The sequence below is a fragment of the Parabacteroides faecis genome (assembly GCF_014647375.1).
Taxonomy (GTDB): Bacteria; Bacteroidota; Bacteroidia; order Bacteroidales; family Tannerellaceae; genus Parabacteroides; species Parabacteroides faecis.
Genome location: NZ_BMPB01000005.1, coordinates 41,440 through 60,738, shown reverse-complemented (window position 1 = coordinate 60,738; position 19,299 = coordinate 41,440). Strand labels below are relative to the sequence as shown.

The 19,299-nt window shown below is 43.7% G+C and carries 20 protein-coding genes; 5 read left to right on the top strand and 15 right to left on the bottom strand.

The features are described from left to right. Nucleotides 1-60 precede the first annotated feature (60 nt). Nucleotides 61-771 (bottom strand): UMP kinase, encoded by a 711-nt coding sequence (pyrH, locus tag IEY67_RS07930; RefSeq protein WP_005867363.1) that lies wholly within the window; start codon nt 769-771, stop codon nt 61-63. 451 nt (nt 772-1,222) lie between these two features. On the opposite strand from pyrH, the gene IEY67_RS07925 reads away from it, so the two are divergent. Further along, complete coding sequence (locus IEY67_RS07925) at nt 1,223-1,444, top strand: hypothetical protein (protein WP_122351892.1); 222 nt, start codon at nt 1,223-1,225, stop codon at nt 1,442-1,444. Between the two features lie 206 nt (nt 1,445-1,650). Further along, nucleotides 1,651-2,079 (top strand): Hsp20/alpha crystallin family protein, encoded by a 429-nt coding sequence (locus tag IEY67_RS07920; protein WP_122374943.1) that lies wholly within the window; start codon nt 1,651-1,653, stop codon nt 2,077-2,079. Between the two features lie 61 nt (nt 2,080-2,140). On the opposite strand, the gene IEY67_RS07915 is transcribed toward IEY67_RS07920, so the two are convergent. Genes IEY67_RS07915 through IEY67_RS07900 form a run of 4 tightly spaced genes read right to left on the bottom strand, consistent with a single transcriptional unit; the run spans nt 2,141 to nt 4,538 of the window. Further along, a complete protein-coding gene (locus IEY67_RS07915; protein ID WP_183671297.1) occupies nt 2,141-3,001 on the bottom strand; it encodes an endonuclease/exonuclease/phosphatase family protein in 861 nt (286 codons plus the stop codon). A gap of 44 nt (nt 3,002-3,045) precedes the next feature. Continuing rightward, a complete protein-coding gene (locus IEY67_RS07910) occupies nt 3,046-3,807 on the bottom strand; it encodes a biotin--[acetyl-CoA-carboxylase] ligase (RefSeq protein WP_183671298.1) in 762 nt (253 codons plus the stop codon). After that, entirely contained in the window at nt 3,800-4,153 is a 354-nt protein-coding gene (locus IEY67_RS07905) for an MmcQ/YjbR family DNA-binding protein (RefSeq protein WP_122374795.1), read from the bottom strand. Before IEY67_RS07905 ends, IEY67_RS07910 begins: the two co-directional genes overlap by 8 nt. 19 nt (nt 4,154-4,172) lie before the next feature. Next, entirely contained in the window at nt 4,173-4,538 is a 366-nt protein-coding gene (locus IEY67_RS07900; RefSeq protein WP_183671344.1) for a YraN family protein, read from the bottom strand. Nucleotides 4,539-4,606: 68 nt separating this feature from the next. Here IEY67_RS07900 and IEY67_RS07895 point away from each other — a divergent pair, with 68 nt between their 5' ends. Both IEY67_RS07895 and IEY67_RS07890 read left to right on the top strand, forming a co-directional pair. Further along, a complete protein-coding gene (locus tag IEY67_RS07895) occupies nt 4,607-4,834 on the top strand; it encodes a hypothetical protein (protein ID WP_122351898.1) in 228 nt (75 codons plus the stop codon). Continuing rightward, nucleotides 4,831-5,271, top strand: coding sequence for a nucleoside deaminase (locus IEY67_RS07890; protein ID WP_122351899.1), 441 nt, complete (start codon nt 4,831-4,833; stop codon nt 5,269-5,271). Before IEY67_RS07895 ends, IEY67_RS07890 begins: the two co-directional genes overlap by 4 nt. A gap of 46 nt (nt 5,272-5,317) precedes the next feature. Here the strand turns inward: IEY67_RS07890 and IEY67_RS07885 are convergent, their stop codons facing one another. The 5 genes from IEY67_RS07885 to IEY67_RS07865 all read right to left on the bottom strand — a co-directional run bounded on the left by IEY67_RS07885 (nt 5,318) and on the right by IEY67_RS07865 (nt 10,778). Further along, nucleotides 5,318-5,584 carry a DUF4834 family protein gene (locus IEY67_RS07885; RefSeq protein ID WP_122351900.1) on the bottom strand — a complete coding sequence of 89 codons (267 nt, stop codon included), beginning with the start codon at nt 5,582-5,584 and terminating at the stop codon, nt 5,318-5,320. 55 nt (nt 5,585-5,639) lie between these two features. Then, the gene (gene pssA, locus IEY67_RS07880; RefSeq protein ID WP_122351901.1) at nt 5,640-6,335 is read right to left on the bottom strand and encodes a CDP-diacylglycerol--serine O-phosphatidyltransferase; all 696 of its coding nucleotides are present in this window, start codon (nt 6,333-6,335) and stop codon (nt 5,640-5,642) included. A 21-nt stretch (nt 6,336-6,356) separates the two neighbouring features. Next, complete coding sequence (locus tag IEY67_RS07875; RefSeq protein WP_122361244.1) at nt 6,357-7,031, bottom strand: phosphatidylserine decarboxylase family protein; 675 nt, start codon at nt 7,029-7,031, stop codon at nt 6,357-6,359. A gap of 117 nt (nt 7,032-7,148) precedes the next feature. Then, nucleotides 7,149-10,412, bottom strand: a complete 3,264-nt coding sequence (locus IEY67_RS07870; RefSeq protein ID WP_183671299.1) for a UvrD-helicase domain-containing protein — start codon at nt 10,410-10,412, stop codon at nt 7,149-7,151. A gap of 21 nt (nt 10,413-10,433) precedes the next feature. Next, complete coding sequence (locus IEY67_RS07865) at nt 10,434-10,778, bottom strand: translation initiation factor (RefSeq protein ID WP_122351904.1); 345 nt, start codon at nt 10,776-10,778, stop codon at nt 10,434-10,436. Nucleotides 10,779-10,908: 130 nt separating this feature from the next. On the opposite strand from IEY67_RS07865, the gene IEY67_RS07860 reads away from it, so the two are divergent. After that, a complete protein-coding gene (locus IEY67_RS07860) occupies nt 10,909-12,816 on the top strand; it encodes a sensor histidine kinase (RefSeq protein ID WP_183671300.1) in 1,908 nt (635 codons plus the stop codon). Here the strand turns inward: IEY67_RS07860 and ispF are convergent. The 5 genes from ispF to IEY67_RS07835 form a co-directional block, all read right to left on the bottom strand. Beyond that, nucleotides 12,794-13,270: a 2-C-methyl-D-erythritol 2,4-cyclodiphosphate synthase gene (ispF, locus tag IEY67_RS07855; RefSeq protein WP_122351906.1), complete on the bottom strand. Its 477-nt coding sequence runs from the start codon at nt 13,268-13,270 to the stop codon at nt 12,794-12,796. The two genes, IEY67_RS07860 and ispF, sit on opposite strands and share 23 nt — an antisense overlap. Nucleotides 13,271-13,282: 12 nt before the next feature. Next, nucleotides 13,283-14,482: a type IX secretion system outer membrane channel protein PorV gene (gene porV / locus IEY67_RS07850; protein ID WP_183671301.1), complete on the bottom strand. Its 1,200-nt coding sequence runs from the start codon at nt 14,480-14,482 to the stop codon at nt 13,283-13,285. 69 nt (nt 14,483-14,551) lie between these two features. Further along, nucleotides 14,552-17,944, bottom strand: coding sequence for a type IX secretion system sortase PorU (gene porU / locus IEY67_RS07845; RefSeq protein ID WP_183671302.1), 3,393 nt, complete (start codon nt 17,942-17,944; stop codon nt 14,552-14,554). Nucleotides 17,945-18,032: 88 nt separating this feature from the next. Then, on the bottom strand, nt 18,033-18,647 hold the full coding sequence (locus IEY67_RS07840) for a fumarylacetoacetate hydrolase family protein (RefSeq protein ID WP_183671303.1): 615 nt from the start codon (nt 18,645-18,647) through the stop codon (nt 18,033-18,035). 1 nt (nt 18,648) lies between these two features. Continuing rightward, a complete protein-coding gene (locus IEY67_RS07835) occupies nt 18,649-19,299 on the bottom strand; it encodes a redox-sensing transcriptional repressor Rex (RefSeq protein ID WP_122361251.1) in 651 nt (216 codons plus the stop codon).

Below are 19,299 nucleotides of genomic sequence, written 5' to 3'. Positions count from 1 at the left end.
CCATAACTGTGGCACTACCCTGTCACTACTATGAAAAATAGAAGAGACAGGGTCTTCTGTCTAGTTGTGTACCAATGTCCCGATATTCTCTCCGCTCATTACCTTCTTCAGATTACCGTTCGTATCCATATCGAAGACAATGATAGGCAAGTTATTCTCCTTACACATCGTGGTTGCCGTCAGGTCCATTACTTTCAAGCCACGTGTATAGATTTCGTCATAAGTGATATCCGAGAATTTGGTTGCCGTCGGATCTTTTTCAGGATCAGCCGTATAGATACCATCCACACGAGTTCCTTTCAGCATCACATCAGCTTCGATCTCGATACCTCTCAAGGATGAACCGGTGTCGGTTGTGAAGAACGGGTTACCCGTACCGCCTGACATGATCACGACATTCCCCTGTTCCAACAATTCGATGGCACGCCATTTATTATAAAATTCACCGATCGGCTCCATGCGGATAGCTGTCAGAACCTTTGCCTTTACACCTTGTGCGACAAGGGCAGAACTTAATGCCAGACTATTGATCACCGTTGCCAGCATCCCCATCTGATCGCCTTTCACCCGGTCGAAACCTTTGGAAGCCCCGCTCAGGCCACGGAAAATATTTCCTCCGCCGATCACGATCCCGATCTGTACGCCCATTTCGGCAATTTCTTTGATCTGTGCTGCGTATTCGTTCAGACGAACTTCGTCGATACCATATTGTTTTCCTCCCATCAGCGATTCACCACTGAGTTTCAGGAGAATTCGTTTGTACTGTGCCATCTCTATCTATTTTAATTTCTAAATGTTCTTCTGCAAAGATAATGCAAGTCGGGAGCAGAATAAAATGAACTCGTTCATTTTTTATACTGAGGCGCAGCTTATCTCTGCTTTAAGGCAAAAATACAGTATTTCAATCAGCAAACAATATCAGAAGGTAATTATTCCGGTATTATTTAATAAAACTGTATAGTGCATGTAACAGGTTTGTAATACCGCCACTCTACTTTTGTTATCGAAATGAAACACACTTTATTCCTTATTTTGAAGACACTAAGAAAACAACCAAACCTTCTTCCTAACTTTATGTTTCCCCACTACTTTCAGCGGAAAGAGATGGGGAAACGTTGTTTTTATATTTCATATTTTTTCTCTTTAAGCCGGGAACAATATGACCCGGGGTTCTGTTTCATATATAAATAAACCAGACAGAATCATTTAAAATAAAATAGTTATGAAAAATGTATTAATTGGCATTGCAGCCGGTATCGCAATTGGTTATGTACTCCGTAAAATGGAAGACGATGGTAAATTCAAATGTATCCACGACGACATGAGTGAGTTGGCAGACAGAACAAAAAAGAAATTCAAAGATGTTGTCGACAAAGGTGTCAATCAGGCTGAATACATCGCCGACCGTGTAGAGCATGTTACGGAAAAGGCCAAAAAGAATTAATCATATTAGAAGTAAATAGAAGAGTATAGAAGCATTTTGTCACAGAAATAAGTAATATAGACTTAAATACATGACAAAAAGACACTGTACTTCTTCTATGCACTCTGGCACACAGTTTGTATATTGATAGATGAACGAAGGGTTCGGAAAAAGCCCGGAGTTCAATAAATTATTGAATGTGTAACTTAAATATAGGAGATTTAATTATGATGCCGATCAGAAAAAATCAAAATTGGTTACCGAGTATCTTCAATGATTTCTTCGATAACGACTGGATGGAAAAAGCTAATTCTACAGCCCCTGCCATCAATGTGATTGAAAGCGAAAAAGATTATAGAATAGAATTGGCTGCTCCCGGAATGACAAAGGACGATTTCAACGTTCGTATCGACGACGACAATTGCCTGGTTATTTCGATGGAAAAGAAAAGTGAGAATAAAGACGAAAAGCACAACGGACGTTATCTGCGCCGCGAATTCTCATATTCAAGATTCCAGCAGACAATGATATTGCCGGATAATGTTGATAAAGATCAGGTCAGTGCAAAAGTGGAACATGGTGTATTAACAGTAGATGTTCCTAAAAAAGCACCTGTAGAAGCAGCTAAATTGCATAGAAACATTGAGATTAAATAATCTCGGAGCCAACAGATGAATAACCCCCGACGGAATTTCCGCCGGGGGTATTTTTATCTTGTTACTTTTTAGGTATGAACATACTGATCCCGACCGGATAATGGTCAGACAGATAATCATTTTCCGGACCATTATAAATTTGTGCATCTACACAATCCGGACGCAGACTGTCGGTTACAAAGATAAAATCGATCCGTTCTTGCTGACGGCGTAAAGCATCCCCCTTCGGTGAACCTGCCAATATCCGGGAAGGAAAAGAATAACGCTGGCTGTCAGGGGTGAACATATAACAGATATCATGTAAAGATGCAGCCATAAATGTGGAGATAACAGCATAATCTTCCAGATGTTCGTCTGTCCAGGAGGCATCAAAAGGAGAATGGGCATTCATATCTCCCATCAACAGACAGTTGGTTAATTGGTTACTGTTTATATAGTCGACGATATTATCGGCTTCTTTCTTACGTTTCAGACGGTCGGAAGGATTCAGATGTGTCACCAGGAAATCCATATCCAACACTTTACAGTGTAACAGCCCGTGACCGTAGCCATCTATCTTTCTATCGATCACTTTGAGCGGAGTTCTGGAAGTGAGACCAACCGGATAACCGTTCTCCTTTACAATAGCGACATAAGGATGGCCGTAACCGGCAGCCAATTCTTTCAGTTTCGCCTCGGTGAAACCACAAAGTTCGTTCAAAGCCAGGACATCGGGCGACTGCTCTTTAACCCAGGCGGTAAAGCGTGCGATACGGTCTTTGTCCGCACCATTACTGAAACCATCCATGATGTTATAAGAGATGATCTTGATCTTCTGACGATCCGTACGCCAGTCACGTTCATAAGACTGTGCCGTTATACCGGAACAAACAAATAAAATAAATAAAAATAGAATTACTTTGCCGATTGATACTAGTTTCATGGTGTTCTTTTATTAGGTTCAATAGTATAATTATTCAAAATGGTTCAATGCATTCCGCTCTGTACCATAGATACTTCCTTGAATGCATAACGTCTCAACTCCCCGTCAGGCAATTCGAGGATAAGATGTCCCGTCAGCTCTATCCCTTTAATACAGGCCTCAAACAGTCCTTTTTCATCCCGGTACGGATAAAAGCCATTCCCCCGGTACAATGCTGCCATATAATCATTCCGGATATCGTCCTCCTTCTCTCTGATCAGGTCGATGTAACGTTCGTAAAGATGTTTCTGGAATTTATTCAAAACTTCTGCCCGGTCGTATTCCTGTCCCGTTATCTGAGCCAGTGAAACCGGATTCGGTGCATCACTCAGGAATTCCTGTTGGTTTATATTGATACCGATACCAAGTACGGAACAATACAGTTCACGCCCCGACAGGTCATTCTCGATCAACATGCCGCATATCTTCCGGTCACGCCAGTAGATATCGTTCGGCCATTTCACCTTTACATCGTCTACATATTCGTCGAGCGTTTCTTTTACGCTCAATGCAGCTATCTGGGAAATCAGGAACTGACGATTGGCAGGAAGAAAGTCGGGATAAAGGATCACACTAAACATCAGATTCTTCCCTATTTCCGATTCCCAGGTATTACCAACCTGTCCACGCCCTGCCGTCTGGTATTCGGTAACGACGACACTACCCTCCGGCAACGGCTCTTTCCCGACCAATCCCCGTAGATAACTATTGGTGGAGGTCGTCTCCTCTAAACGGATGATCCGTGGTATTTCATTTCCGTCACTCATTGTATATCTCCCTTATTTTTTTCGGTAGCTTGGCTATCACTTCACGGTAAGAATGCTGAATCCAATAACGGATCTCATCATCAGGCATATCACGTTCCAGAAAAATACCGTTCCAGTATTTTTTATTGAAATGGTAAGCCGGCTCGACAGCCTTATAACGGTCGCGCAATTCTTCCGTATAATCCGGATTACATTTCACCGAGATCGTAGGTTCTTCAACATCCAGCGGTAAAAGGGCAAACATCTTATTTTCCACCTTAAAGACCAGGGAGACATCGTCGAACGGAAAGCATTCTGTTACATTCTTCAACGACAGACAATATTCACGGGCTTCTTCTATATTCATACGTTTTCTTTGTTTTTATTTATCGGCAAGGGGCGTAAAAAGCATCATCGATATGTTCGATCTGAAATCCTTCTTTTCCTTTAATCAGGGTGATGATATCGAAACGGACCGGCAGTTCCAGATTGAAATAACGGACATAGGCATCCGCCGCAGCCACGATACGCCTGATCTTTTTATTATCGACAGCTTCCTCCGGCGACAAGAGATAATCTTCCGAACGGGTTTTCACCTCAACGACAATCAGTTCCTCATCTTTCGTCGCAACAATATCCAGTTCATAATGATGCCACCTCCAGTTGGTATGCAAAATCGTGTAGCCCTGCCGGATCAAATAGTCACGTGCTTTCGCTTCACCATCCCTGCCTAAATCGTTTTGTTCAGCCATCTCATTAATTTGCACAAATATACTGTTTTTCTTTTTTATTTGGCCTTTCACTTGTACATTTGCACAATATGGCAACAAATCGGAAATACTCGCAAGCACAGCCGAATCGCCCGAGGGTGCATAAGGTTACTTTTATGCTCAACGAAGAAGAGCAAAAGGCCGTCGACCGCTATCTTGCCAGATATAATATCGAAAATAAATCCCGTTGGTATCGGGAAACAATCCTTTCACATATACTCAAAACGCTGGAAGAGGATTATCCTACCCTCTTCAAAGAAACGGAAATGAGACGATGAATCCATTTAACGACGAATATTTTATGAAACAGGCACTGGTGGAAGCGCGTGCTGCTGCTGCCGAGGGAGAAGTACCCGTAGGTGCCGTGGTTGTATGTAATAACCAGATCATTGCCCGTGCCCACAATCAGACAGAACGCCTGAACGATCCGACCGCCCATGCGGAAATGCTGGCAATTACGGCAGCTGTCAGCGTATTAGGGGCTAAATATCTAACCGGATGCAGCCTTTATGTAACGGTAGAACCCTGCATTATGTGTGCAGGTGCCATCGGCTGGGCACAATTAAGTACGATCGTGTACGGTGCGAGCGATGAGAAAAGAGGGTATCAGGAATATGCGCCGAAAGCATTTCATCCGAAAGCTATCGTAAAAAAAGGTGTGATGGAGAAAGAATGCGCGGAAGAGATGCAGAAATTCTTCCGGCAGAGAAGATAAGAGAATGAGAAATCCCGCGTCAAGCACGGGATGATCGTTACTGTAATTACTTCACTTCCTCGAAGTCAACATATTCGCCTTCATCTTTAGCAAAGATCTTCTTACGGTTAGCCGAGGCATAATCGTCCTCGGTAGTATGCGACTGATGTTGCCCGCTAGAGTAACTGCTTGTCTGACGACGCTGTTCTCCCTTCTTTGTATTGCTGCTTCCACTACCGAATAACATATTCTTAAATGTACGCAGGATAGAGAATCCCATCAGGAACACTAACAGGATGAAGAAGAAAAACATTACAAACAAAAACTTAAACATAATACTTCGTTACTTAGTTGGTTTATAAGAGAAACATATAGAACAGACCTCTTGTTTATTGTCTTTTGTTAAAAATAGACAAGAGGAGATAGAGAAGAATGGTCCCGGCTATACCCAGCATACCGAACAGGGCAACGAACAAGACTGCACAACCTACTAATATATAGCGTCTTTCATTACCTTTCCATGCAACCGATTTGATCTTCAACGAGAACATCGGAATTTCTGATACAAGTAATAAAGAGGTAGCCAAGGCCACCGCCAGCGTAACCACAATGAACAACACAGGATTTGCCTGTGCCAACGGAGCCAGAGAGTATCCGGCAGAAGCCCAGAACAGGGCATTTGCCGGAACCGGCATACCGATAAACGATGTTGTCTGCCGTTCATCGATATTGAACTTGGCAAGACGCAAACCGGAAAAAGCTGGGATCACGAAAGCCAGATAAGGAATATAACGGCCGATCTCTCCCAACGAAAGACTTGCCTGGCTGAGCATCCAGAATACAATCATACCGGGTGCTACTCCGAAACTAACCATATCCGACAATGAATCCAATTCCTTCCCCATCGGGGAATAGGCTTTCAGCAAACGGGCAGCAAACCCATCCATGAAATCAAAAACAGCAGCAATAATGATCCATATGGCTGCCCACAACAAATTACCCTGCAAAGCGACTACAGTAGCGATGCAACCTGATACAAGACTCATGCAAGTGATTGTATTGGGTATATGCTTTCTAATATTCATCTTTTGTATATTTTCCGGATTCTATTCACACGGGCATTTACTTAACCGCGCGATCGGCGTCTGGTTACCGGTTACCTTCTGATCCATTTCGATCAGCACTTCTGTCCCTACCGGCAAATAAACATCTACACGCGACCCGAACTTGATAAAACCCATCTGTTCGTCAACATGACATTTTTCTCCAACCTTGGCATAGGTGACAATACGCCGGGCAAGTGCGCCGGCTATCTGACGTGCCAGCACATCCACTCCGTTCTTGGTAGTAATGACAACAGCCGAACGTTCGTTTTCGGTGCTGCTTTTCGGTAAATATGCCGCCATGAATCGTCCGTTATTATGGGAAACATGTTTCACTGTTCCGTTTACCGGGAACCAGTTGGCATGCACATTGAATACGGACATAAAGATAGATATCTGCAAACATTGCCTATGAAGGATCTCGTTCTCCATCACTTCTTCGATCGCCACAATCGTACCGTCGGCAGGTGCGATCACCAATCCTTCCGAATCGTAGGGGAAACGGCGGAACGGACTACGAAAGAAATTCAGTATCAGCAAAAAAAGAATCGTTGAAATAGTAGCAACGGTATAGAACAGTATCCCCTTACCCACGGTATGGTATAATGCGACATTTACGACAAATAAAACCGTAAATAACGTAAGTAACAGGCCAGTCCCTTCTTTATGTACTTTCATTCTTCCTTTAAAGCTGCGTTTTTATTTCAATTTGCAAAAGTATTCATTTTTACGGAATAACAAAACAATTCAGTTGACAATTGACAGATGACAGTTGTTTGTTTGAGTACTTAACTGTCAACTATCAACTGATACTATATTCCCCAACTCCACGTACCAGAGATAACCTTCTACCCTCTCGTATCCCATCTGGTTGATCAGTTTCATATAATTCTTTACCTGGTTATGATGCCGTTTGTCCTGTATTTCACCGAATTTATAGTCTATCACGGTCACTTTTTCATCCGAAATCATTACCCGGTCAGGACGTTTGGATAATCCTTTTCCAAAAAGGATATCGACCTCATTCAGCACACGTGCCGTACCGTCGTACCAGGGAAGAACCTCCGGTGTATCCAACAACTCTTCCAAACGAACGATCAGCAACTCTGCTTCTTCCTTGTTTATGACACCCGACAGACGATAGCTTTCAACAGCAGAAGGAATATCTTTGCGGGTCCGTACCTGGCTCAGTACCTCATGCATCAAAGCTCCGTGCTTACGGCGGGCATTATCAAAGAAAAAGCCTTTTCCATGCAAACGTAGTTGCAAACGATCGTCGGGAGAGATCGAACTGATACGGGCCATCGTTATCTCCTCCGGACTGTGTTCATCCGACTTTGCAGCCGAAGGATACCACCAATTGCCCAACTCAAAAATACCGGCTTTCGTATCAAAAGAAGATGGCAAAGAGACCAGCGTATCTCCTTCACGGGTATCGTGTACCTCCACATATAAGGCTGCCCACAAAGCATCGGCTATGGAAGATATTTTTTCAACTTCTCCCGTTTCCTCCTTAATCTTCTTCGGACGAGGAGCAAACACGATCAATTCGTCTTTGGAACGGGTGAAAGCGACATACAGCGTATTCAGGTTATCGATAAAGGCATGTAGCCGTTCACGGAAATAATCTTCCGCAAAAATGGTATTGCCCAAGGACTGGCTGTAACGCACAGGCACCAGATGCAACCGGTTGAAAGGCTTCGTTTCAGGCTTACACCACAGGATAACCGGCTTACTGGGTTTATGATCTATTTCCCAGTCTCCAAAAGGAATAACAACAACTTTGAAACCTAACCCCTTTGACTTATGAACGGTCAGGATACGGATCGCATTCTGTGCATCCGGAGTTGCGATCGTTTTACGATATCCCGTTTCATCCCACCATTTAAGGAAACGACTCAGGTCAGCACTTTCTTTCTGAGTATATTCCGATACCATATCCAGGAATGCCTGGACAAAGACTTGTTCATTCTCCTGAAAATCTCCGGAGAAGAGACGGAAGATCCCTTCCGATATTTCATACAACGACTGACGGGAGAGGGCTTGTAACTCTGCGGCTATCTCCGGCGGAAAGACATTAGCGGAAGTAACCACTGAATAGAGATTCGAATGTTCTTCATCTTCTATCGCTCCCTGCAGGATCCGGTAGGAATACAATGCGGTCTGTTCGTTGATCTTATCTTCCGGATTTCTCAGATAACGCAACAGGGCGATCATAAAACGGACTGCCGGCGACCCGCTAACGAACAGAGCATCATCAGAGATTATATCGTAATGATAACGATCGGACGGGTTTGATTCTTTATAGGAAAGCAACTTATCTGCCACCATCGCCCCTTCCATATTGGTCCGGACCAGAACAGCAATATCTTTCAAGTCATAACCGTTATCCTGTAACTGTTCGACCACACCGGGCAAACGATCCAGCGCCTCCTCTTTCCAGTCTTTCTCTTCATCACCGGTCAGGAATTCGATCTTCACATGACCGTCTTTCTGTTGAAAAGGCGGAGGTACCAGCTGATAACTTTTAGTATAAGCCGACATGATCTTTGTCAGATAAGCAGCACGCTGCTCTTCACTTAACGAAGAAGTCAGCAAAGTTTCGTTATAGACGGTTTGCAAAACACCCGGAAGAGCAGTAAAAAAGGTGTTATTGAATTCTACGATATTCCGGCAACTACGCCAATTCTCTTTTAATGTTTCTTCTTTTACCTCCCCGGACGAAAAATCAGCCTGTACCTGTTCGTCCAGTAATTTCCAGTCGGAGTTGCGGAAACGATAGATACTTTGTTTCACATCTCCTACGATCAGGTTGGCACGATCGTGAGCCAGGCTTTCTTCTATCAGCGGACGGAAATTATTCCATTGCATACCACTGGTATCCTGAAACTCGTCGATCATATAATGATCCACATGCGTTCCTGTTTTCTCGTAGATGAACGGAGCATCGCTTCCGCCGATCACCTTATTCAGCAGCTCCGTTGTATCGGCGATCAGCATGACATTCTTATCTTCGCGGTAAGAAGCAATCTGCCGGGAAACATCTGTCAGAATCCCCAAAGTATAGTAATAACGGACAATCTCACGGGCCGTATTATAAGCAGTCAGATTTGAGAACAGGGCTATGATCTTCTTGATGCAGTCATTCAGTCCTTCCTCAAATATGCAACCGATAATCTGACGCGTCCCGAGAGAAGTTGTTTTCGTAAAGCAACCCTCCAGGTTATCAGCCAAACCGATAAAAGTAGCGGTCGGCTCTTTCATTTCGCCTTTAGCCAGACGATCCAGCAAAGTGAGCGGCGAACGGCTTCCTCCTTTAAAATCAGTCGTACGGATAGCATATTTATTAAGCAATGCCAGTCCACTCTCTCCTAACCGTTTCGCTTCCGCCTCTACCGAACGGATAATGCCGAATAATTCATTCTTATAGTTTTCAAGTGCTTCCTTGTTCCGGATATCCTTAGCGACTTCTTCACTGGAAGCCTTATAGCTTTCCTTAAAAACTTCACGGCTCAGGGACATGATATCTTTACGGAGATTCCATTCTCCTCCATTCTCGATTTTATCTTCTGCAAAACGGAGCAACCAGCCTAATAATTCCTTACTTTCCGGTTTTTCCAGATCAGCCAATAGATTATCGACAGCTGTAGTCAGCACCAGTTCCTGATCCATTTCAATGCCATAACCACCCTGTAAACCGATCTCACGGGTAAAGGCCCTCATGGTTTGCTGGAAAAAGCGGTCGATTGTGCTTATATTGAATGCCGAATAATCGTGAAGGATATCGATCAATATCTTAGTAGCCTGTTTACGGACTTGTTCTTCAGTCAGAGAGTAAGTCGAGCACAACGACTCCACATAATCGGATTTACGACCGGATGAGAGATTGTAAAGTTCCTCTACAATACGACCTTTCATCTCATCGGTAGCCTTGTTGGTAAACGTTACCGCCAGGATACGGCGATAAGCCCCCGACCCGGCAAACAATAAGGTCAGGTATTCACCGGTCAGCTTATGAGTCTTACCCGCTCCGGCCGAAGCTCTGTAAACAGTTAGCATATTATCTCAATTAATTAGACCTTATATGACCCGACTTTTTGTATAGCCTTCCTTTTGCAATATCTCGAGCACCTTCTGGCGCAAATCTCCCTGCACGATGATCTCGCCGTCTTTGGCAGAACCACCCACACCGCATTTTACCTTCAGGAACTTGCCTAATGCCTCCAGATCGTCCGTCGTTCCACGGAATCCGGTAATCAATGTAACGGCTTTACCTCCCCGGTTACGTTTGTCCAGTGAAATACGCAATAGCTGCTTTTCTTTAGGAAGTGTATCCTCTTCTTCCTCTCCCCCTGTATTATATTGAAAATCCGGATTAGTGGAGTACATTACTCCCAAACGGTCTTTCCAGTCATTACTCTTCATAACTCATTCAATTTTATTCGGTTCAAAACTACAAATTAACGACGGGATAAGCAAAATTACAAAGAATAATACATATCTTTGCTCGAAATAGACTGAATTTCATAGCGTCGTAAAATTCATAATTGTGCGTATGAAAAGACTTTTTTTCATATTATCCTTTATACTACTAACCTGTCGTTCTTTAGCCCTCCCACACGATAAAGACGATTACATATTAGTTGTGCATTCCATAAACTTCAGCGAAGTATGGACACAAGGTATTTACGAAGCGATCAACAACACTTTCGCCAAAGAAAATATGTCTGTAGTCGGAGAAGAACTCTCAATACCTGCCATGAAAGATACGACAGACGTAAATGAGAAAGTCGGGATATTACGAAAAAAATATACAGTTCCTCCAAAAGTGATTGTTTGTATAGGAGACCCCTCCTGGCTGGTCTGCCGATCTCTTTTCGAAAAGGAATGGAAAGGTGTTCCTACTATCATCTGCCATTCCCAGGAGTTGATCCCTACCAAAATAGAGTATCTGCTGGGCAGGGACTTGCAAACCATTCAACACATGGCTCTCACAGAAGATCAGGTAAAAGGATACAATGTAACCAGATTAATCCAGCCTCTTTTTGTAAAAGAAACCATCGAAACAATAAAGAAATTACAACCCGAACTGAATAAGATAGTCTTTATCCGCGATAACCGGTATATCAGCTTATATACCGAGCAAGAACTGTCGAAAACAATGCAGGCAGACTTTCCCGAATTAAAACTGAAGGTCTTGTCGACTCCGGACCTTTCTACCGAAAATCTGCTGGATAGTTTAAGCCTTTACGGCAAAGAAACCGGAATTATCTATTATTCCTGGTTTGTATTCAAACAAACTCAAGAAAATCATTATCTGATAGATAATGTGCAAAAAATGACCAACAGCTTTTCGCAACCCCCGGTATATCTTTTGGCAGACCTGAACATCGAAACCGGCAACTTTGCAGGAGGACATTACATCTCAGAAAACGATTTCAGCAAATCCGTAATCTCCACTATCCGATTGATACTGGGAGGAACAGAGGCACGGGATATCTCAACTCATATCGGAGGAGAACCACATACGCACCTTAACTACCAACATCTTTTCAACCACGGCATCGAACCATCCCGTTTTCCGTTGAATGCCATTTATTATCAGCAGCCTCCAACCTTTTTCCAGAAATATAAGATACACATATTTAGTGCATTTGCGATCATCTGCCTGCTGGCAACAATAGCAGTGCTACGTTTCCGTCTTTATTTCCAAAAGCTCAAACAAGAGGAAGAACGGCGTGAAAAAGAAAAAGCAGAAGAAGCTAACCGCTTAAAAAGTGCCTTCCTGGCAAATATGAGCCACGAAATACGGACACCATTAAACGCAATCGTAGGCTTTTCCAACCTGATAGCCCATTCGGAAAGCCCGGAAGACACGATCGAATTCTGCAATATCATAGAAACCAATAATGAACTCTTGTTACAATTGGTCAACGATATCCTGGACCTGTCAAAGATAGAAGCCGATCAACTGGAATTCACGTTCTCCAATATCGATGTGTCCACTTTGTTCATCACATTAGCACAAACTTTCAAAAGCCGGCCCAAAGAGGGAGTGACACTGGAATATTCAATTCCGGAACGACCTTGTTATATCTATTCGGAGAAGACGCGCCTGACACAAGTCATAACCAACTTCCTGACAAATGCCTGCAAGTTCACTTTCGAAGGCTGTATAAAAATGGGATATGAAGAAACAGGGAACGGATTGCGCTTCTATGTTTCCGATACCGGCAAAGGCATTACCAGAGAAAACGTACCGCATGTTTTCGAACGGTTTGCCAAATTCGACAACTTTATACAGGGAACAGGATTGGGATTATCTATTTGCCAGACCATCGTAAAGCGTCTGAACGGAGAGATCGGCGTAGAATCAAAAGAGGGGAAAGGAAGTACATTCTGGTTCACAATCCCCTGCGAAGTTCATCACGAAAATATAGTTATTTCTGGATCAGCACAGTAGCATAAGCTGCAATACCTTCCTGGCGTCCGGTAAAACCCAGCTTTTCAGTTGTTGTCGCCTTGATGGAAATATCATCTTCGTCTACCTGCATCACTTCTGCCAGAGTCTGCTTCATCGCAGGAATATGCGGATTCAGCTTCGGACGTTCAGCAGCAACGGTTGCATCGATATTGCCCAACTCATAACCGGCCTCACGCAGCAATTTCATTGTGTCGCGTAATAATATCTTGCTGTCTATATTCTTGTATTCACCTGCCGTATCGGGAAAATGATAGCCGATATCGCGCATATTCGCCGCTCCGAGCAAAGCATCGCAAATGGCATGGATCAACACATCGGCATCACTGTGTCCCAGCAGTCCTAATGTATGCTCTATCCGGATACCGCCCATCCATAACTCCCGGTCAGGGACCAGGGCATGCACATCATAACCAAAACCTACACGTATCTTCATACCTTCAACTGATTATCTGAACAGGTTCTTGATACCGTCCATATCGAACGACAGAGAAAAACGAAGCGTCTGGTCCAACGGGTTACTCTGAACCGTACTTACCAGATAAGCTGCATCCAACTGGAATACACTCATACGGAAACCTGCTCCGACAGAGAAATACTGACGGTTACCTTTATTTGCATTTTCATAGAAATAACCTCCGCGAAGGAAAAACTGGTCGTTATAACTATATTCTGCACCAATAGAAACCATCACTTCCTGCAATTCGCCTTTGAAACCGTCGGGTGAATCGCCAAAAGACTTGAAAATACCGGAAATACCAGATACATCATTATATTCTTCTTTTTTCTTATCGTATTCATCTTTCTCTTCTTGAGTATAACCTTCACGCAGATAAGGCAAACTCGGCACCAGATATTTACTCAAGTCAAGATACAGACCGATCCGGTTATAGTCGTCGATCGGATAAAGCAAACCGGTTCCCAGACGAAGAGTCGTCGGAATGAACTCATTATGTTCCCCGCCGTCATAAGAAATCTTCGTACCGATATTGGATACATTGAAACCAAAACTCCACAAACATTCACTGTTACCCAGGATCACATATTTTTCCAGATAACCCGCAATATCCGCAGCAAATGCATTACCGGGTACACGGCTTTCATCGGAAGGATCCGTTCCCATATCCGAACGGATATAACGCATAGCAACAGCCATCGAATAAGACTCAGACAATTTACGGCTGTAACTTACATCGAAAGCCATTTCATAGGGGCTCACCGAGTAACCACCGGTCGATTCCCCGTTAATAGGATTATAAGGCACATCTCCTAACGAAAAATAACGTAAAGAAGCACCGACCGCCTGTAAATCACTATCGCCGATCTTGTAATAACCAGCCAAATTCGCCAAAGCCACATCATTTACCAATTTACGCAACCAGGGAGTATATGACAAAGAAACACCCGCTTTACTATACATAAACGCATACTTTGCCGGATTCCAATATTGAGAGTTTATATCGGGAGTAGTTGAAGCTCCGTTGTCACCCATTGCACCGCCACGGGCATCAGGAGCAATAGACAGTGAAGGTACCGCCGTATTAACCGGAGCAAATTTAGCCTTATCACCCTCGGCGTGCAACACCGTGAAAGTAGCCAAAAGGCTGATTGCAACTATAAGTGTACTGATTCTTAATTCTTTTATCATACTATATCTGTTAAAAACGTGGTAAATAAAAATTTACCTTACGAACATATAAACTGATTTTACTTTACTTTATTGTGCGAGGATTATTAATTTCTTTGCATCCGTAGCCTCCTTAGAGCCTCCGGAACTGATTGCCGCACGATATATATATATGCCGGGACGGAGACGTCCGCCTCTGTTATTCGTCAGATCCCAGGTTACCGTATACGATTTGAATAGCTCGGATGCTCCGGTTTCCTGATGTTTCCATTGCAGGCGCCCCATCATATCATATACCATAATACCAACCGTCAACTGGCTTTCCGGACGGTTGTGGAACAAGTGGAATTCTACCTGCTCGCGTGCCGGACTAGGTGTTGCGGTCAGTTCCAGCAGATAAGGCTTCAACCCTTCCACCACTTCAAACTCAAATTCATACGTAGTCGAATTATTCTGTATATCCCAAACTTTAAACTCAGCGGTATGGATTCCCGGAGTCAACGCCGGAAGTAAATACTTCACAATACCTTCCCCATCTTTTCCCGGGATCAATTCATAATAACTGTTCAGGTTGAAACTGAGTGACGGATCGCCATCAATGATCAGCATCATATCATGCCCGATACTGCTACCGGTGATATTCACACCACTTTTATCCCAAAGACGTGCCACAAAGAACGGCGTCGTATTGACCTGACCACCATTGACAAATGTAGAATCGTTCATATACAGGACACGAATCTCCGGACCGTCATGATCGTCTTCCGCATTATCATCCGTTCCTCCGACACGATAATTCAGGTAAGCACCCTGTGCTTCCAGATTATTCGTTTCATCCGAAGCGTATAGATTCATCTTTCCGAATTCGTTTGAATAGGATATATCCTTCGGTACGGTAAAGGTAAAACTAAATTTTCCGGCACGGACCGAATCGTTACCAATAAAAAGTATATTCGAATAATCAGTATACTTAAATGTATTGCCGGTCTTGTTATTATCCAGCGTTTCATAAGAGACACGGCTATCCAAGACAGTCGGGTTCAACAAACCGGAAAAGTCCGTTGCTACATTCCCATCTGCATTCAACACTTCCCCTTCTACTGTTATTTTTTGCAACGCTTTGAAATCTACCGGATCATCCGTCACCGGGTTCCCGTTTACGGCCGTTACCTGCATACGATATTCCGGATAAGCCAACTTCAATGCCGGGTCACCGATCAGAGCAAATCCCAGTTTATACCGGCTCGAACCTAATGCCCTCTTCGTTGCTTTCATAACTTCCCCCAATGTCAGACGACGTCCGTTCTTTTTCTCGAACAGATTACGGATCAGATTGTCATTGATTTCGAAGTTCGGAGTGGAATAGGCCACGCGGGTCGTCGTGAACAAACCGATACCGCCACTCACCTTATTAAGGAAAACCTGCTCGCCGGCGGAAGTGACCGAAGCATCAAAACGGCAAAAATCACAAGTTGCCGTAATCCAGATAGGCAAACGTGTATAAGTCGATTGAGTTATATCACTTTCAGTCAACACCCTTTCATCACTCCAGGCTGTAGTGCTCCCATGTCCGGTATAATTTATCAGTAACAATCCGTTTTTGAGTTGCTTCTGAATATTCGTTTTTACATCAGGATAAGTAGCCAGACCTCCTGAAACATCTTTCTTATAAGCATCAAAATAAATCTTATTCACCAGAAATTCGGGATGGCTTGTATTGATATATTCACCCAACCGGTCAGCCTGGTCTGCATGATTTATCATATAGCCGTCCGCACTGCTCCCGTCATCCGCCACAAAACAGACATTGTTTTTCCACGATCCGGTATCTTTATTATCCATATAACCGATGACCTTATTCACCATATTGGTTGCCTCAGCCAGTGTTCTGACCGGGAAACGGCCTATCCCGATATCGACTCTGGCAGACATCAGTTCTTTTCCATTATTGCTATCATCCAGAAAACCGAAATAATCGTCTATAACAAACGATCGTTCATTCAACGATTCTTCCGTCTGGTAGGTCAACAGCATATTACTTGTCGTCACATTCTGCCAGCCGGACGTGATGAAACGGTTATCAAACGCCCCGTCACCGAAAAGAAGCAGATACTTGGGAGCATCCTCTTCCGAAGTCTGACGATCGTAAAACATCTTCATAAAACGACGGTAAGCCGTAGCATCCGGAGTACCGCTCGAAAACTCGTTATAAATAGCATCCGGAGTGACCACCTGAACCGTCAGGCCGTCACGGGTACGATGCGCCTCGGCCAGTCGTTCTGCCTGTGCAGTCAGCCCGGGTTGGGCTATAATGATCATATCGGTCTGCGGCAAAGCATGTAAATCCTGGTTCGTTACATCACCTACGACTTCCGGAGTAGGGAACGCCTGATTTCTTTGCACCAATGCAAACTCTCTCAACGTCCCTGCCGGGATAGAGAAAGACAATTCATCTCCACTCAATTCCGTTTCCATCTGTTTCGGATTTAACTTATCCGTTACATCAAAAACCATTGTGTTTGTATTGGCATTCTGGATGACAAACCGGGAAGCATTTCCAACAGAGGCCAGACTACGGAAAAACGTACAGACGCCATACGGTTGTAGCTCCCGCTTCATCTGCAAACGGATATAATCCAAATGGACATTCTTATGTCCCAGCTGTCCGTATCTTACATTTACTTTTACATTCGTACCTTTATCCCCTTTCCAGTCCACAACCTCATAAACCAAACGCGCCATAGTATACGTTTCACTACCACTCGAACCACTTTGAGCAATCGTTTTTTCCAATAACTTCTCGCCATCCACACTCATACTCACGCTTCCGTTACCGGTAGTCGGTTTGGCGATAAAGCGTAACGCTATTTTACCGTCATCATTGGTAATGCCGGTTATTCCGGTAAATGAGAAATCTCTTGAAAGGGTCATATCCATCGCTTCGCCAAAAAGCTCCCGTCCCGAATTATTCACGGATACAAGATCCTTCTCATGCAAACGATAATCATCAAAGGTCGTCACTTTCAAAGAAGCACCGGCAGCAGAAGCCACCGATTCCATCTCTTTCGTACCAGTAGCATCCGTCAGGAAATAATAACCGTAATTGGAGTAAGGATTATTGGTATGGACAAAACTTTCCGTACTCTTGTCATACGTCCAGTTGATAACTCCGCAGCCATAAAATAAAAGGTAATCGTCACCGCGCCAGACCGGAACGGCAGGTATATCGTCTATATAAGGATTTGAGAAATCTTCATCCAGCATACAACCACCGTAACCATGTACGGAAACCTTCGCCGGGTCAGAAAATCCCATCCCCCGCAGGTCGGCATATGTCAGTTTATAAATTCCTCTGTCTTCAATCTGTATCTTTACCCATTTCCCGGATGCCAATGCAGAGCTGGTTGCATACTTACTACCATCCGCCCAGGCGAAAGAGAAAAAGGAGATACTTATTATGAATGTATATAATAATCGTAACATATCTTTTTTCAGTTGATAGTTGATAAGTGACAGTTGACAGATAAAATCAAGGACAAATAACTATCAACTGTCACTTGTCAACTGTCAACTATTTAACGTGGAAATCAAGTAACTTCTGCTCACCGATATATCCCTGCAGATGATCATCGATCTTAACAGGCCCTACACCGACCGGTGTTCCTGTAAAAATCAAATCTCCTATCTTCAGAGTAAAAAAACGGCTCACATAAGCGATAATCTTGTCAACCGGGAAAAGCATATCCGAGGTATTTCCCTCCTGCACCTTCCGACCGTTTATATCCAGATAGAACGGAATACGGTTGATATCCCCTACTCTGTCCAAAGACACAAACGTCCCGATAACAGCCGAATTATCAAAAGCTTTACTGATCTCCCAGGGTAATCCTTTCGCACGCAGTTCTCTTTGCAGATCACGGGCCGTAAAATCAATACCGACAGTTACTTCATTATAGTAACGATGTGCAAAACGTTCGGCGATGTTCTTACCCAGCCGATCTATCTTTACAACGATCTCCGTTTCGTAATGTATCTCCGAAGAAAAATCGGGAATAAAAAACGGTTTCCCATCTTTCAACAGGGAGGAATCGGATTTCATAAAGATAGTAGGCTCCGATAACTCTAACGAATGATGCAGCTCTTTATTGTGTTCTGCATAATTCATTCCTACTGCTATAATCTTCATTTCAGTGATTAATTGAGTTCAAACGATTAAACATGACAGCCAGATGGGCATACATGGAAGTGTTCTGTACCACAATATGTTCAGGAACACGGATACGGAACGGGGTAAAGTTCCACAAAGCCTTGATACCTCCGGCAATGATCTGCTCGGTTACCTCCTGTGCCTTATCTACGGGTACCGTGATAACACCGATCGTTGCTCCGAACTCTTTCTGCTTGGCAGGAAAATCATCCAGATGAAAAACAGGTATACCATTCACGACCGTCCCGGCCAGTTCTTTGCGGACATCAAACCCGGCAACAATCTCCAGTCCATACTGATTTAACCCGGTATCCTGCAACAAGGCAGCGCCCAGGCTACCGACACCGAATAAAAAAGCTTTATGCTGCGCAGTAAAACCCAAAAAATCTTCCAACACATCTACAAGGGCGCAGATATCATAGCCGACCCTGGTTTTTCCCGAAATATTGACAAACGAAAGATCCTTCGCCACCTGGCTGGGATCTACATTAATTTCTTTAGCAATCTGGGTAGATGATACAAACGTCTCTCCCTTGCCTTTCATCAGTTTCAGAAAAGCAAGATACCAAGGTAGTCTCCGAAGCGTTGGCTCAGGTATTTTCCAGGCTTGTTTCAATTCATCATTAGCCAT

Bases quoted from the DNA above. Each gene is read 5' to 3' on its own strand.
- porV (WP_183671301.1), bottom strand. From the start codon at position 14,482: ATGATAAAAGAATTAAGAATCAGTACACTTATAGTTGCAATCAGCCTT.
- IEY67_RS07860 (WP_183671300.1), top strand. From the start codon at position 10,909: ATGAAAAGACTTTTTTTCATATTATCCTTTATACTACTAACCTGTCGT.
- IEY67_RS07840 (WP_183671303.1), bottom strand. From the start codon at position 18,647: ATGAAGATTATAGCAGTAGGAATGAATTATGCAGAACACAATAAAGAG.
- ispF (WP_122351906.1), bottom strand. From the start codon at position 13,270: ATGAAGATACGTGTAGGTTTTGGTTATGATGTGCATGCCCTGGTCCCT.
- IEY67_RS07920 (WP_122374943.1), top strand. From the start codon at position 1,651: ATGATGCCGATCAGAAAAAATCAAAATTGGTTACCGAGTATCTTCAAT.
- IEY67_RS07835 (WP_122361251.1), bottom strand. From the start codon at position 19,299: ATGGCTAATGATGAATTGAAACAAGCCTGGAAAATACCTGAGCCAACG.
- IEY67_RS07885 (WP_122351900.1), bottom strand. From the start codon at position 5,584: ATGTTTAAGTTTTTGTTTGTAATGTTTTTCTTCTTCATCCTGTTAGTG.
- IEY67_RS07895 (WP_122351898.1), top strand. From the start codon at position 4,607: ATGGCAACAAATCGGAAATACTCGCAAGCACAGCCGAATCGCCCGAGG.
- IEY67_RS07915 (WP_183671297.1), bottom strand. From the start codon at position 3,001: ATGAAACTAGTATCAATCGGCAAAGTAATTCTATTTTTATTTATTTTA.
- IEY67_RS07910 (WP_183671298.1), bottom strand. From the start codon at position 3,807: ATGAGTGACGGAAATGAAATACCACGGATCATCCGTTTAGAGGAGACG.
- IEY67_RS07900 (WP_183671344.1), bottom strand. From the start codon at position 4,538: ATGGCTGAACAAAACGATTTAGGCAGGGATGGTGAAGCGAAAGCACGT.
- pyrH (WP_005867363.1), bottom strand. From the start codon at position 771: ATGGCACAGTACAAACGAATTCTCCTGAAACTCAGTGGTGAATCGCTG.
- IEY67_RS07905 (WP_122374795.1), bottom strand. From the start codon at position 4,153: ATGAATATAGAAGAAGCCCGTGAATATTGTCTGTCGTTGAAGAATGTA.
- IEY67_RS07875 (WP_122361244.1), bottom strand. From the start codon at position 7,031: ATGAAAGTACATAAAGAAGGGACTGGCCTGTTACTTACGTTATTTACG.
- IEY67_RS07865 (WP_122351904.1), bottom strand. From the start codon at position 10,778: ATGAAGAGTAATGACTGGAAAGACCGTTTGGGAGTAATGTACTCCACT.
- IEY67_RS07890 (WP_122351899.1), top strand. From the start codon at position 4,831: ATGAATCCATTTAACGACGAATATTTTATGAAACAGGCACTGGTGGAA.
- porU (WP_183671302.1), bottom strand. From the start codon at position 17,944: ATGTTACGATTATTATATACATTCATAATAAGTATCTCCTTTTTCTCT.
- IEY67_RS07870 (WP_183671299.1), bottom strand. From the start codon at position 10,412: ATGCTAACTGTTTACAGAGCTTCGGCCGGAGCGGGTAAGACTCATAAG.
- pssA (WP_122351901.1), bottom strand. From the start codon at position 6,335: ATGAATATTAGAAAGCATATACCCAATACAATCACTTGCATGAGTCTT.
- IEY67_RS07925 (WP_122351892.1), top strand. From the start codon at position 1,223: ATGAAAAATGTATTAATTGGCATTGCAGCCGGTATCGCAATTGGTTAT.